The sequence below is a fragment of the Motiliproteus coralliicola genome (assembly GCF_003345655.1).
Lineage (GTDB): Bacteria > Pseudomonadota > Gammaproteobacteria > Pseudomonadales > Balneatricaceae > Motiliproteus > Motiliproteus coralliicola.
Genome location: NZ_QQOH01000004.1, coordinates 425,571 through 439,528, shown reverse-complemented (window position 1 = coordinate 439,528; position 13,958 = coordinate 425,571). Strand labels below are relative to the sequence as shown.

At 56.8% G+C, this 13,958-nt stretch carries 11 protein-coding genes; 7 read left to right on the top strand and 4 right to left on the bottom strand.

Annotated elements, in window-relative coordinates; translation table 11 throughout:
* Nucleotides 1-13: 13 nt before the first annotated feature.
* The 3 genes from DV711_RS16010 to DV711_RS16000 all read right to left on the bottom strand — a co-directional run bounded on the left by DV711_RS16010 (nt 14) and on the right by DV711_RS16000 (nt 2,944).
* Nucleotides 14-1,939: a putative bifunctional diguanylate cyclase/phosphodiesterase gene (locus tag DV711_RS16010; RefSeq protein WP_114696717.1), complete on the bottom strand. Its 1,926-nt coding sequence runs from the start codon at nt 1,937-1,939 to the stop codon at nt 14-16.
* Between the two features lie 35 nt (nt 1,940-1,974).
* Nucleotides 1,975-2,490, bottom strand: coding sequence for a putative pterin-binding protein (locus tag DV711_RS16005; protein ID WP_114696716.1), 516 nt, complete (start codon nt 2,488-2,490; stop codon nt 1,975-1,977).
* Between the two features lie 214 nt (nt 2,491-2,704).
* The gene (locus DV711_RS16000; protein WP_114696715.1) at nt 2,705-2,944 is read right to left on the bottom strand and encodes an accessory factor UbiK family protein; all 240 of its coding nucleotides are present in this window, start codon (nt 2,942-2,944) and stop codon (nt 2,705-2,707) included.
* Nucleotides 2,945-3,292: 348 nt separating this feature from the next.
* On the opposite strand from DV711_RS16000, the gene glnK reads away from it, so the two are divergent.
* From glnK to DV711_RS15965, 7 genes are all read left to right on the top strand, one after another.
* Entirely contained in the window at nt 3,293-3,631 is a 339-nt protein-coding gene (glnK, locus tag DV711_RS15995) for a P-II family nitrogen regulator (protein ID WP_114696714.1), read from the top strand.
* Nucleotides 3,632-3,669: 38 nt separating this feature from the next.
* Nucleotides 3,670-4,929, top strand: coding sequence for an ammonium transporter (locus tag DV711_RS15990; protein ID WP_114696713.1), 1,260 nt, complete (start codon nt 3,670-3,672; stop codon nt 4,927-4,929).
* A gap of 376 nt (nt 4,930-5,305) precedes the next feature.
* Nucleotides 5,306-6,898 carry a methyl-accepting chemotaxis protein gene (locus DV711_RS15985; protein WP_114696712.1) on the top strand — a complete coding sequence of 531 codons (1,593 nt, stop codon included), beginning with the start codon at nt 5,306-5,308 and terminating at the stop codon, nt 6,896-6,898.
* A 685-nt stretch (nt 6,899-7,583) separates the two neighbouring features.
* On the top strand, nt 7,584-10,286 hold the full coding sequence (locus DV711_RS19515; protein WP_165840139.1) for a beta strand repeat-containing protein: 2,703 nt from the start codon (nt 7,584-7,586) through the stop codon (nt 10,284-10,286).
* 129 nt (nt 10,287-10,415) lie between these two features.
* A complete protein-coding gene (locus DV711_RS15975; protein ID WP_114696711.1) occupies nt 10,416-10,790 on the top strand; it encodes a hypothetical protein in 375 nt (124 codons plus the stop codon).
* Nucleotides 10,791-10,820: 30 nt separating this feature from the next.
* Complete coding sequence (locus DV711_RS15970; protein WP_114696710.1) at nt 10,821-11,522, top strand: C39 family peptidase; 702 nt, start codon at nt 10,821-10,823, stop codon at nt 11,520-11,522.
* 2 nt (nt 11,523-11,524) lie between these two features.
* Nucleotides 11,525-12,481 (top strand): hypothetical protein, encoded by a 957-nt coding sequence (locus tag DV711_RS15965; protein ID WP_133297474.1) that lies wholly within the window; start codon nt 11,525-11,527, stop codon nt 12,479-12,481.
* 151 nt (nt 12,482-12,632) lie between these two features.
* On the opposite strand, the gene DV711_RS15960 is transcribed toward DV711_RS15965, so the two are convergent.
* On the bottom strand, nt 12,633-13,943 hold the full coding sequence (locus DV711_RS15960; RefSeq protein ID WP_243633849.1) for a transporter: 1,311 nt from the start codon (nt 13,941-13,943) through the stop codon (nt 12,633-12,635).
* Between the last annotated feature and the right edge of the window lie 15 nt (nt 13,944-13,958).

Here is a 13,958-nt window from a genome sequence, read left to right as displayed (position 1 = left end):
ACGCAAAAGCGGCTCAGATGGCGCGGTTCAGGTAGCCATCCGACCAAGGCGGTAAGCGGATACCCTGCTGCTGATCACGCAGGATTTTTTCTAACGCATCCGCATCCACCGGCTTCGAGAACAGGTAACCCTGACCGAGCGTACAACCCTCTTGAGTCAGATCGGTCAGGTTCTGCGGCAGCTCGACCCCCTCGGCGACCACCTCCAGCTCCAGGCTTTTGGCCAGGCTGAGGATGGTACGGATAAAGCGCAGATCCTTGGGTTCGTTATTGAGGTCATGCACGAACGACTTATCGATCTTGAGCCGGTCCACCGGTAGTTTTTTCAGGTGACTCAGCGACGAGTAGCCGGTTCCGAAGTCGTCCAACGCCAGCTCGACTCCCAGCCGGTGCAACCCGTGCAGGATATCCGGTGAGCTTTCAATATCCTGCATGGTGGTGTCTTCGGTCACCTCGATCATCAACCGCCCGGGCTTGATCCCGTAATAGTCGATGATACGGCTCACCGAACCGACCAGGTCATGCTTGGTGTACATTGCCGGTGAGATATTGACCGCCATCTTAACCGGCGGCAGTTTGGCAGCCTCCCAAACCAGGCTCTGCTGACAGGCGGTGGCGATAACCCATTCGTTGAGCTCCAACGCCAGATCGTACTGTTCGGCCACGGCGACCACTTCCAGCGGCGACACCATGCCGTGCTTGGGATGGTCCCAGCGCAGCAGCGCCTCCACCGATTCGATCCGCCCTGTATCGAGCCGAACCAGCGGCTGATAATGCAGATCCAGATGGTTAGTCAAAATAGCTTGGCGTAAGTCTTCGGCCAGCTCACGACGCCGCTGCAATCCCAGGTTCATCTGCAGCTCAAACAGCCGATAAGCCTGGGCCGGATCCCGCTTGGCCATGTACATGGCCATGTCCGCGTTGATCAAGACCTGAGACAGAGTGGCACCGTCATCGGGGTAGACACTGACACCGATACTGACCGACGCCAGCACGCGATTATCGCCAACTTCGATCTGTACCCCGATCTCGTTGCTAAGACAGGTCGCCAAGGTCTCACAGTATTTCTGATCCACCCCCTGCTCCAGCACGATGGCGAACTCATCGCCCCCCATCCGCGCCACCATCTGACCTTTCGGGACCGCGGCACGCAGCAGCTTGGATACCTGGATCAACATCTCATCACCGGCGGCGTGACCGAGGCTGTCGTTGATCTCCTTGAAGTTATTCAGGTCCAGCATCAGCAGCCCAACCCGATGCCCTCCCAGCTTGGCCCGCCCCTCAACCTCGGCCAGATGCTGATTGAGGTACTTACGGTTGGGCAGTTGGGTCAGCTCATCCAGCAGGGCCTGTAGCCGGTTACGAGCACTCTCACGGACCACCAGCACCACCAAGATTGCACCACTGATCAGCAACCCGAACATCGACAATCCGAAGCCGATCGGCTCGGCGGCGCTCAGATTCGGCGATCCTTGAAAACTGCGGACATTAAAAGCCCGGACTTCGGTCTGCAGGCGCCGGAACGGTTGGGCAACCTGCTGCGCATAGTCCCAGTTGCCCGGTTCCAACGCCAACAGCGCCTGCTCGCTGAAGCGCATCTGTTGCCACAGCGAGCTGAACAGCTCGGCGGCACCCGGCAGGTTACGGACCTCTTCGGCCTCAGTCCCGATACTGAGCACCTCCATTCTCGACCACAGCAGATCGAAACGCAGCATCAACTGCTCACGGGTGATGCGCCCGGCACCAGCCATCTCGAGGGCATGCAGAAAACGCCGCAGCTCCCCATCCAACTCGGAAGATGCCCAGGCGCCGGTTTTTTCCGCCAGCGCTAATTGGGTCACCGTTTCGGCATGGCGCTGGTAGCTCAGTACCGCACTGGTCGCGAACAGGGTCACGACCACTAAAATAATGCCGTAGCGCAGCAGTTGCTGAATCTTCATCGGGGATGCGGAGGCAAGCTAGACAATTAATCAGGTCAGGGCTGGACCTCGAGGCGATTCAATTGCCACACCATTGCCGGATGATGACGCTGGTGGTTCAGTTCCGGGTAGTCGGACATTGGGTAGAGGATCCACAACGGCCCCTTGTCGCGAATTCGCATCGGTTTGCCGTCGGCCCGGATTGCAATCATCACGGGGTAGTTACGAATGGGATCAAGATCGATCACCGAATGGTAATCATTGAGCGCATGGGCAACGACCTTGCTGCCCTTAGCCCCCAGTTGCTGCAGGAGCTCCTTCAGAAGCACCCCTTCATATTGGTGCTTGCCGTCGGTCCAGGGAGTGATGGTATCAAACGAATGTTGCGGCAGGGCTTCAAGCATCGCGCGGTCGAATCGGGCTTGGCCCGGCGCATTGGTGTTCTCGATTGCTCCGGTCACCGTCAGCAGCACATCACCGGTGGGTTGTTCCAACGGGGTAGCCTGACTCCCAACCGCAGCAAGGGGGCCGATCAGAATAGACAACAACAGCAAGCGAAGCCCTTTTTGCATGCTCCACATAATTCCTCTCCGTCATCGGTTTTTTATTATTTGACCAATACTATAGTCCGATCGCGGGTATAGATTGTGATCCTGCTTTATAAGGACCAGACGCGCCCATAGCAAGTCGTGCAAACCCAATTCTGGTGTTGCACTGAGCTGGCGCAAGAAATACTCAGGAAGCGGCTAACAAGTCGCGCTACGAGGCCGTTCCAGAGCGTCAAACTCAGCTGCGTTCCAGCTCGTTCAAACGCTTCTCCAGCTCATCCACCAGCTGACGAGTCCGGTTTAATACCTCAGCCTGGCTGTCAAACTCGTCCCGGGTAACCAGATCAAGCCTTGAGAAAGCACTTTGCAGAATCAGATTGATGCTATGGCGCAGCTCATGCTGGGTCTGTTGCGGCGCCTGGCCCAGCAATTTGCTGAACTGCTCGTTGAGGTTTTCCAGTAACTGAGGAGGAATCATGGGGGCTCCAACGGTTCAATATGTCGTTCGCCGCATTCTAGCACCCCTGTCGCGGAAGCCGCGACCGCCCCGAACCACTCATCGTCGCTGAACCCGCCAGCGGGTCAATTCCTGATCCGACACCGGCAATGCACCACCGCAGTGCATGCACCGAAACAGTGCCTGATTATCGTGCTCCAGCCCGGGGCATAGCGTCCGAAACGGTACACCCTAACAGCACAAAAACGTCCTAAAACCATGTTATTTAACAGATAAGCAAATCTGGCACAGCTAATGCAGAACCTCCTGCAACGGCATCCGACACGCTTAGGTCGATGCCCAAGTACTTAACCCTCAGGAGATTTAGCCATGAAACTTATTTCGGCTGTGATCAAGCCCTTCAAACTGGACGATGTGCGTGAAGCACTGTCCGAAATCGGTGTCCAGGGCATCACCGTTACCGAAGTCAAAGGCTTCGGCCGTCAGAAAGGCCATACCGAGCTCTACCGGGGCGCGGAGTACGTGGTCGACTTCCTTCCCAAGGTCAAACTCGAAGCTGCGGTCAGCGATGAGATCGTCGACCAGGTGATCGAGACCGTTTCCAAGACCGCCAACACTGGCAAGATCGGCGACGGCAAGATCTTTGTCAGCGACCTGGAACAAGTTATCCGAATCCGTACCGGCGAAACCGGCGACAGCGCCCTTTAAGCGCGCTATTCGGACCTAGGTAACCAAGAGGAATCATCATGGAAAACCAGATTTTTGAATTACAGTATGCGATGGACACCTTCTACTTCCTGGTGTGCGGCGCGCTCGTCATGTGGATGGCCGCCGGCTTCGCAATGCTTGAGGCCGGCCTGGTCCGGTCCAAGAACACCACCGAAATCCTGACCAAGAACGTTGCCCTATTCGCGATCTCCTGCATTATGTACCTGGTGGTCGGTTACGACATCATGTACGGCGGCGGGATCTTCCTGAGCGGCATCGAATCGGTCGACGTCGACCAGGTACTGGCCGACTCCAAGGAAGCCGGTTTCGACGGTGACTCGGTCTACTCCGGCGCCTCCGACTTCTTCTTCCAGGTTGTGTTTGTCGCCACCGCGATGTCGATCGTCTCCGGTGCCGTGGCCGAGCGCATGAAGCTTTGGGCTTTCCTGGCTTTCGCCGTGGTCATGACTGGCGTGATCTACCCGATGGAAGGTGCCTGGACCTGGAACGGCGATGACGTTTTCGGCATGTACAACCTGGGTGACCTGGGCTTCTCCGACTTCGCCGGTTCCGGCATCGTTCACATGGCTGGCGCCGCTGCCGCTCTGGCTGGCGTACTACTGCTGGGTGCTCGTAAGGGTAAATACGGCGCCAACGGCTCGGTCAATGCAATTCCGGGTGCCAACCTGCCGCTGGCAACCCTGGGTACTTTTATCCTGTGGATGGGCTGGTTCGGTTTCAACGGCGGTTCAGTACTGAAGCTGGGTGACGTCAACAGCGCTCACTCTGTCGCGATGGTATTCCTGAACACCAATGCCGCCGCTGCCGGTGGTGCGATCGCTGCCCTGCTCACCGCCCGCATCCTGTTCGGCAAAGCTGACCTGACCATGCTGCTCAACGGTGCTCTGGCCGGTCTGGTAGCTATCACGGCGGAACCCTCTACCCCGACTGCCCTGCAAGCAACCCTGTTCGGTGCGATCGGTGGCACCCTGGTGGTGTTCTCCATCATCACCCTGGATAAGCTGAAGATCGACGACCCGGTCGGTGCTATCTCGGTACACGGCACCTGCGGTCTGCTGGGTCTAATGCTGGTCCCCTTCACCAACAGCGGTGTGACCTTCTCCGGCCAGCTTATCGGCGCACTGACCATCTTTGTCTGGGTCTTCGCCTTCAGCCTGATCGTCTGGAGTGTTCTGAAAGCCGTCATGGGTATCCGTGTCAGCGAAGAGGAAGAGTACGAAGGTGTTGATATCGCCGAATGCGGTATGGAAGCCTACCCGGAATTTACCAAGGGATAAGCACACAAGAGCTGATTCTCGACCTCAAACCACTGAACTCGACTTGGGCGCCTACGGGCGCCCTTTTTTATTTCGACCTATCAATAATTGATATTTGGTACAACAAATCCATAAAAAACATGGATTTAACCACCACAACCCGCCCCAAAGTTGTCAAATCTATGGTTAACTTGGCGACAGCTAATACAAGCTAACTCCGAGTGGGGGGGATCTTGAAGTACCCCAGACAGCGATGGCGACACCTCGGCTTTAACAGATCATCAAAAGCCGCCGTCAGGTTGGGGCTTTAGGAGATGCCTGCCGGGTACGCCGATTCCACTCCAGCGGAAAATGACACCAAAGCATTACCATCCAGTGGGAAGGAGGGTGTTTCCCGATGAAAGTAAATCTACCGGTTAGCAATCGTGAGATTCCGGTGCGCCAGGAACAGTCGATCATCTCGATGACCGATCTCAAGGGCGCCATCACCTACATCAATCAAGACTTTATCGAGATCAGCGGCTATACCGAGGAGGAGCTGATCGGCAAGAATCACAACATCATTCGTCACCCGGACATGCCGCCCGCTGCCTTCAAGAACCTTTGGGACACGGTAAAAGCGGGTAGCCCCTGGCGCGGCATGGTCAAAAACCGCTGTAAAAACGGCGACCACTACTGGGTCGACGCCTTTGTGACCCCGGTGATCAAGGACGGTCAGGTTGTCGGTTACCAATCGGTCCGCAGCAAACCTACCCAAGACCAGATCAACGGTGCCGAAGCGCTCTACACCAAGGTCAACAACCAGAAACTCACCGAACTGCCGAAACAGCGCGATCTGCGCATGGGTATCTCCAGTCAGTTCAAGTGGCTGCAAAGTGTCTGGTTGGTGCTGATGCTGGGCGGCCTCTGGCTTGCCGGTAGCGGCCACAATCTCGCGCTCTACAGTTTTGCTGCGCTCGCTCTGGGGCTCTATGGGTTGGGCCTGTTTTGGGTCAACCGTCAGGTTACTCAACCACTCCGTGCGATGGTGAAAGCCACCAAGGCGCTGGCGAACGGCGACCTGCAGGTTCCCATCGTGGCCGATAAAGTCGGCGGTATTGGAGATATGCAGTTATCGCTGAACATGGTGCGCGCGCGCCTCAAAACGGTCATCGGCCGGATTCAGGAATCCACCAACGGCCTGGCCGCCGCTTCCTCCCAACTGAGCAGTATGAGCGTACAGACCAATGACGGTATGCAGGCCCAGATGATGGAGACCGAGCAGATCGCCACCGCCATGAACGAGATGAGCGCCACGGTTCAAGATGTGGCCGGCAATACCACCCAGGCAGCCGATGCCGCCAACCAGGCTGATCGTGACGCTGAAAGCGGCCGCCAAATCGTCGCCCAGACCCAACAGACCATTGTGACCCTGGCCAACGAGGTCAACGAAGTCGAACAGGTGATCAACGGCCTGCATCAGGACAGCAACGATATCGGCACCATCCTGGATGTGATCCGTGGGGTTGCTGAGCAGACCAATTTGCTGGCGTTGAATGCCGCCATCGAAGCGGCCCGGGCAGGCGAGCAGGGCCGGGGCTTTGCGGTGGTCGCCGACGAGGTTCGTTCGCTGGCGCAACGGGTTCAAAGCTCAACCGAAGAGATCCACCAGATGATCGAGAAGCTACAGCAAGGGGCTGAACGGGCGGTGTCGGTGATGAGTAAGGGCAGAGAGAGTGCGGATCGCTGCGTGCAGGAAGCCCAGCATGCCGAAGAGGCGCTGGAGCGGATCAGTCAGTCGGTGATGATGATCCGCGACATGAGCACCCAGATCGCCACCGCCGCCGAAGAGCAGTCGAGCGTCTCCGAAGAGATGAGCCGTAATATCGTTGCAATTCGGGATATGTCCGAGCAGACCGCCGGCTCCTCGATACAGACCACCGAGGCCAGCCAGGAGGTGGCTGTAACCGCCGGTCGACTTGAGACCCTGACCCAGGATTATCGGACCTAGACAGATTCCGCAAGGGGCCGGTTCCGGCCCCTTTACCTGCTTCGACCGATACCAATCGGTCTGCGATCTCCTCACTGGCGAACCTGCCGCAAGTGCTTCACAGCTGTAACAGTTCCAGAAAATGGCCTACTGCTCTCCAAAGCCAAGCCATAACAGCTAGTTAGCCTTTTATACCCACAATATAAAAATGGTTTTTTGTTTCAACGCTGTAACAGTCTTTTTCATCACCCGCTTCAGGGCACTTGTAGTGTAATTCTCAAGACAAACACGCAATAGACTGATTTATAAAGATAAATACAGCCTTGCCATAGACCTACAAGTCCCGCCACATCTCAAGGCCGTTACAACTCGCGGAATTTTCGCAAGGAATAACTCCGCCATCGCACTTCAACGCCAAAGCAGCAAAAAAAATCCAATTTCATTTCAAACAGTTAATACCAATAAACCAGCATGGACTGAAACTTGCTCTGGGTTGATTGCTGGTATGGGTGAGTTATCGCTTGCGTCTGAACGCAGCGCCATACCCCCCCCGGACATCAGAATCCACCCATAAGGGGCTGGAACTCGACAGTAAGGAGGAACGGGCTTTCATCGGCTTGTCGTGTGCCCGAATTCAGGCACCCGGTCGATCAATGGGGGAGTTGTAAAAATCCTTATCTGACAGGTTCATCGAGGGAGAAGAATGATGAAGAGACCTAATATCATCGCAGGGACGTCGGTGTTAGCGCTCGCGCTAGCTGTCTCCAACGCTTATGCGAACCCAATCAATAAATTCAACTTTGGCGAAAACCAGAGGAATGAAGTCAATGCCACGGCCACGGCTACCGCTGGACAAGGCGGTGATGCCAACGGCGGCACTTCCTACGGCGGTTATGGTGGTGACGGCGGCTACGGGGGCGACAGCTCCAGTGCCGATGCTGCCAATAATCAAACAGGTAGCAGCAACAGCGGCGCTGCCGACGCCTATAACGAAACCTACGGTGGCGACAGCAGCGGTGATGCTACCGGCGGCGATACCAATGCCGGCTATGGTGGATCCAGCGGTGACGCCAACGGCGGTAACGGTGGCGGCCATACGGCCGATGCCAGCGATAACGGCACCGTAACCCAAACCGCCGTCCCTGGTGGCGGCTCAAACGACAACCGCTCCAACGACCAAGCCTCCGCCCAAGGCTCTTCGGATGGTGCGGCTGGTGGTGTCAACACCGCCGGGAATGGTGGTAATGCCAACGACGGTGGCGCTGCCATGAGCGGCAACGGTGGTGCCGGTACCAACAACGGCGACTCCACCGCATCAACTCAGTCTGGCGATACCGCCCACACCGGCGACAATACCGCCAGCTCGACTGCCGGTAACGGCTCAGCCGGTGGTACCGGTGGTAACGGTGGACCAGCCTGGGGTGGTTCAGCCGGTGGTGGCGGTGACGCCAGCGCCTGGAGTGAATCCTTCAACACGGTCACCGAAGTTATCGCTTATCAAACCCTGGACGCCAATGTTACCGGTAACAGCATCACTATCCACGGTGGTATGGGTGCAGCTGGTGGTAACGGCGCCATGGGCGGTAATGGTGCAGCCGGTGGTAACGGTGGCACTTCAGTTGGCGCCTCAATCGGCGGCATCGGAGTCGGATTCGGTGATGGCGGTGACGCCAACGGCGGTACCGGTGGCGACTCCAACGCCAACAACAACGATGGCGGTAATGGCAACAACGGTGGTAACGGCGGTGATGGCGGTAATGCCAATGCCAATGGCGGTAATGCCAATGCAGGCAATGCTAACGGCGGCACCGGTGGTAATGCCAACGCCAACGGCGGTAACGGCGGTAATGCCAACGGCAACGGCGGAAGCAGCGGTAATGTCAACGGCAACGGCGGTTCCGGTGGCTATGCGGACGCCAATGGCGGTACGGGAGGCAACTCCAACTCCAACGGTGGCACCAGCGGCAACAGTAATGCCAATGGTGGAACTGGTGGCTTAGCCGATGCTAACGGCGGTACTGGTGGCAACGCCAATACCAACGGCGGCACCACGGGTAATGCCAATGCAAACGCCGGAACTGGTGGCAACGCTAACGGCAACGGTGGCGGTAGTGGCACTGCCGATGCTAATGGCGGATCCGGCGGTTATGCCGACGGTAACGGCGGTACCGGTGGTAACAGTAACGGTAATGGCGGTGCTGGTGGCATGGCCGACGGTAACGGTGGTACTGGCGGCTTAGCCGACGGTAATGGCGGATCCGGTGGTTATGCCGACGGCAACGGTGGTACTGGCGGTAACAGCAACGGCAACGGCGGCCCTGCTGGTGTTGCTGCTAATGGCGGAGCCGGTGGCACCTCCACAGGTGGTAATGCCAATACCACTAACGGCAATGGTGGCGCTGGTGCCGATACCTTCTCCGGTGGCGGTACTGGTGGCTTAGCCGGCAATTCTGACGGTGGCGCTGGTGGTTCTGGTGGTACCGGTGGTGCTGGTACTGGTGGTACTGCCGGCATGGCTGACGGCACCGGTGGAACCGGTGGCATGGCTGACGGTATGGGTGGTACCGGCGGCATGGCCGATGGTACTGGTGGTACTGGCGGCATGGCCGATGGAACCGGTGGAACCGGTGGTATGGCTGATGGCTCTGGTGGCACTGGCGGCATGGCCGATGGTGGTACCAGCACGTCTGGTACAGCTGATGGCTTAGCCGGTACAGCCGGCAACGCTGGCGGTGGCACAGGAACCAGCGGAGCAGCCGATGCAACCGGTGGAACCGGCGGCATGGCTGACGGTGGTACTGCTACTGGCGGCATGGCCGATGGTGGTACTAGCACCAGCGGAACAGCTGACGGTGGCACAAGTGGCGGTGGTAACGCTGATGCTATGGCTGGCACCGGTGGAGACGCTAACGGCGGCAATGGTACCTCCGGGGCTGCAGATGGAAACGGCGGTACCGGTGGTAACGCTGATGCCCTCGCAGGCACTGGCGGTAACGCTGGCGGTGGTAACTCAACCGGCGGCGATTCCAGCGCGGCGGGAGGTACTAGCACCGGTGGCGCTGGCGGTGACGCTGGTGACGGCGGTGACGGTACCGGTACTGCAGGCAATGGCGGTAACGCCGATGCTATCGCAGGTAACGGTGGCGTAGGAACCGGCTCCGGTTCTGGCGGAGCTGTCAACGCTAACGGTGGTGCTGGCGGTGCTGGCGGTGCTGGTGGCGCTGGCGGTGCCGGTGGTGCCGGTGGTAACGGCGACGGCGGTGTGCTGTCGACCGGCATGGCGACCTTGACGGTTGGTAGCGGCACCTTCGGCGGTATCGCCAACATCAACCTGTCTACCGGTATCTACAACGCCCAGTTGTCTGCCACCAACGTGGCAGCCCACAGCAATGTCAATATCGGCAATTAATAGCTGATGCAGTCGTCGGCGAGCCTTTGGGCTCGCCGACAGTCGGTTCAATCTCCCACCGGAGAAAGGACTCCAGCAGGGAAAAATCGCCACCAGAGATTTAATGCACAAAGTGAGGGAGTACGAGTCATGGACAAACAGCTCTTTCAGACCCCCAATCGACTGGGTAGCGCGTTGTTACTAATGATTGCCGTGGTAATCCAGCCGGTTTACGCCGAGAACCTGGACCAGAGTGTCGGGTTCGAAGATAGCGCCCGCATAGACGATAGCGAGTTAGCGAGCCTAAACGGCCGCGACAATCTAACCAATGTTCAGAGCATTCAAGAACTGGACGCCACGGTCAGCAATAGCTCGTTCACCGCCGAAACCATCATGTCAGGTGCAATTACGATCGAACAGCATGCCCTCGACAATTTTGAGGGTGTCGGCATGTTCAATATTTTTACAGGCAATAACAATGCGGTGAACTCGGCGGTAGGTATCAGTATTTACCTATCCGAGTAAGCGACAAAAACTGTCATTCAGGAGGCGGCAATGAAACGCTTTACCTGCACGTTCATGCTGCTCGGCGCACTGCTACATCCAGTATTCCAGACCGCTGTCGCCGGCACGATCAATCTCTCAGGCCCCTTTGGCAATATCAATGTTAAGGCCAAGAGTCTGCATGAGATGCGTTGGGATCGGGTGATCAAGCAGAAATACGATTTCAGTTGCGGCTCGGCTGCAGTTGCAACTCTGCTGACCTACCACTACAACCTGCCGACCGATGAGGAGACTGTATTCCAGGCCATGATCAAGGTCGGCGATCGGGCAAAAATCCAGCAACATGGCTTCTCGATGCTGGATATGAAGCGCTACCTCGACAGCCGTGGCTTCCGCTCTGATGGTTTCAAAATGTCGCTCGACAAACTGATACGAATTGGAATGCCAGGTATTACCTTATTAAATACCCAAGGCTATCGTCACTTCGTCGTTGTCAAAGGGCTAGACAATAACCATGTATTGATTGCCGACCCAGCCGTAGGCTCGGTCGTGGTACCGCGCAGCCACTTCGAAACGATCTGGAACGGGGCCATTCTCGGGGCCCGCTCCTATACCGAAATCGCAAAATCAAACTTCAATCATGATAACGACTGGCGCATTCGTCCCCGCTCGCCGATCGATCGTGGTGTCAATCGAACCAGCCTGTCCACCTACCTGATGAATCTGCCGGGCCGTAATGAGCTGGGAAAATGATCATGAACAGTATTCTTTTCACCCCCAAGAGTTTCAACCGCCGGTTGAAGACAGGGCTGCTTGGCCTGCTCCTAATGGCTACAGCATCCGTTGAGGCAGCCACTGAATCCGTACAACTGACAAGCACCACCCACAATTCCGATCAAGTCGGCGCTTACGCCGGAGTTGAGCGACTCGATCTCGGCGCGATGGATCAAATGCGAGGGGGTTTTTCATTTGGCCACCTTGAAATGCGCTTCGGTGCCACCCTCAGTACTCTGATTGACAAAGTCCGGCTCGATACCGTGTTTAACATAACCAAACAGGGTGCTGAAATCGTGTCACAAGCACTGTCCCACTTGGCCCAGGTTAATCCGGCCAGTGTTGAAACGGTTCAACAAACTATCGCTACTGCTGCATCGGCCCAGTCCGCTATCGAAGCGGCCACGGATTCGACTATCAGCAACACAGCGCCCATCCACTCCACGATTTCAGGGCCTGCGGCCAGTGTGACACCTGTAACAGGAACTCCCTCGGCCCTGCCCGCTGTTCCGGTGGAGCAAGTGGTCGCAGCGCCCTCTTCAACGGCGCCGCCTACCTCAACGCCTATTGACACACCCACGACTGTTGCAACTGCACCTGCGACTACAACTGTTCAATCACAACCATCGACAGCAGTGGTGATTAGTCCAGACAGTTCTACCTCAATCGCTGACTTAGCGCCGGTAGATATCAAGCTCGATGGTCTGACAACCTCGGGCAACTTTGGCGGGCTGGTCATCAATAATCAGAAAGGCTTTACCGCAGCAGTTCACAAGCTGACTCGTGAGGCGGCGATTAGCGCAGTCATCAGCAACGCCAATAACCTCAAAGTCCAACAGAAACTGGATATTAGGATCGAAGTGGCTAATACCAAGAGCGCAAGACAGGCAGCGATGCGTGCTGCGATGGGACGTTTGGCCGGAGGAATGTTCCGTTAGGAGCTTCGCTTCAAAAATGATCAGCACACGATATTGCTAACGCTTCCGAGATGAACTGTATAGTAAAGGGCGCACTCAACTGGTCTGAGTTTCAATTAAAAAGCCTTAGGTCCACAGTTAGGGACCTAAGGCTTGAGTTTATTTCACCCGCCTAGAAAACCTTATTACTGAACGGCATCCGGAAGGTCATCAACATATCAGGTGCATCGTCGGTAATTCCAAACTCCAGATTCAGGTTGATACCCACATTGGGCTTTAACTGGTAGGAGTAACCCATCAGGATCGAACCGATATTCAGCTGCGAACTGCTCAATTCCACCCCATTAATGGTGGTCTTGGTAGCCTGAATCCAGTCGTTTTTAAATCCCAGCGTGAAAGCCGCCCGCTCGTTGATCGAATAGCCCATCCCGAAGCTCATCCGCACCGCATCACCCGGGTCGACCTTACCGATCTCCTGAGCTCCGGCATCAGAGCCGGCTCCGATTATCTTATCGACGTCATCGGAGATATTGAACAGATACCCAAGATTGGCGAAGAACACCGCCGGCGCTGAGGGGTAAAGAGCCGTGATACTGGGTTCAAACGAGTAGAAGCCACTACCGGTGGCCAATTCCCGACCGATCCCCTCATCGTCACGATCAACATCGAACGGTCCCCGACCGTTAGCCAGTTTCAATCGCCCATTGAGGATAAAGTAAGGCCAGCCATCTTCGCCATTGTTGAGCTGATAGTGGAAGGCGGCCTCGATATCCCCGATACCGCTACCATCGAGACTGCTTGAATCGACCGGATCATCATCCAACTGAGGAATCAGTGCACTCTCTTTATCGCTACGGCTGACAAAGGGAACTTTCAGCTCCAGTTCCAACCGTTGAGTTACCCCGAGACGCCCGGTTAGTGATGCCGTCAGCGTATCACGGTCAGCATCGACCGCTTCCAGAATCCCGATCCCCAACGAGCTGAGTATCTCGATCCCGCGGAAGGTGACGCGGTTGACGTCGGAGTGGGCATATTGAAGCGATGGCTCCAGCACCAGCACGCCCTTGGGAGTCAGGACACCACCAACCTCAGCCAGCTCGGCCACCACCGGTCGGCGCTGCTGCTGGGACTGCTTAGGCGCCTGCCCCACCGGTTTAGGTTGCTGTTGGTTTTCTGCCAGCTGAATCTGGCCAGATTGCTGAGCGGGCTGCGCCGGACCGGCACCGCGGCTCTGCATCAACACATCGCTGCGCAACAATTCCAGCCCCAGCTGCTGATCTTCCAACTTGCGCTTCTGCAGCTGGATTCTATCCTGCTGCTCACGCAACTGTTGCTGCTGCTGCTCAAGTCGCTGCTGCTGTTGCGCCAGCGCCTGCTCCAGTAGCTCAATTTTTTCCTCCAGTGTCTGTGCGACCGTGGTCTCAGCAATTGCCAAAGACAACAGTACAGGTGCAAAACGACGCACTCGGATGACCCTGACCATAGATACCCCTCCTTA

Coding starts and splice junctions, on each gene's coding strand:
- DV711_RS15975 (WP_114696711.1), top strand. CDS start 10,416: ATGGACAAACAGCTCTTTCAGACCCCCAATCGACTGGGTAGCGCGTTG.
- DV711_RS16010 (WP_114696717.1), bottom strand. CDS start 1,939: ATGAAGATTCAGCAACTGCTGCGCTACGGCATTATTTTAGTGGTCGTG.
- DV711_RS15985 (WP_114696712.1), top strand. CDS start 5,306: ATGAAAGTAAATCTACCGGTTAGCAATCGTGAGATTCCGGTGCGCCAG.
- DV711_RS16000 (WP_114696715.1), bottom strand. CDS start 2,944: ATGATTCCTCCTCAGTTACTGGAAAACCTCAACGAGCAGTTCAGCAAA.
- glnK (WP_114696714.1), top strand. CDS start 3,293: ATGAAACTTATTTCGGCTGTGATCAAGCCCTTCAAACTGGACGATGTG.
- DV711_RS15965 (WP_133297474.1), top strand. CDS start 11,525: ATGAACAGTATTCTTTTCACCCCCAAGAGTTTCAACCGCCGGTTGAAG.
- DV711_RS15970 (WP_114696710.1), top strand. CDS start 10,821: ATGAAACGCTTTACCTGCACGTTCATGCTGCTCGGCGCACTGCTACAT.
- DV711_RS16005 (WP_114696716.1), bottom strand. CDS start 2,490: ATGCAAAAAGGGCTTCGCTTGCTGTTGTTGTCTATTCTGATCGGCCCC.
- DV711_RS19515 (WP_165840139.1), top strand. CDS start 7,584: ATGAAGAGACCTAATATCATCGCAGGGACGTCGGTGTTAGCGCTCGCG.
- DV711_RS15990 (WP_114696713.1), top strand. CDS start 3,670: ATGGAAAACCAGATTTTTGAATTACAGTATGCGATGGACACCTTCTAC.
- DV711_RS15960 (WP_243633849.1), bottom strand. CDS start 13,943: ATGGTCAGGGTCATCCGAGTGCGTCGTTTTGCACCTGTACTGTTGTCT.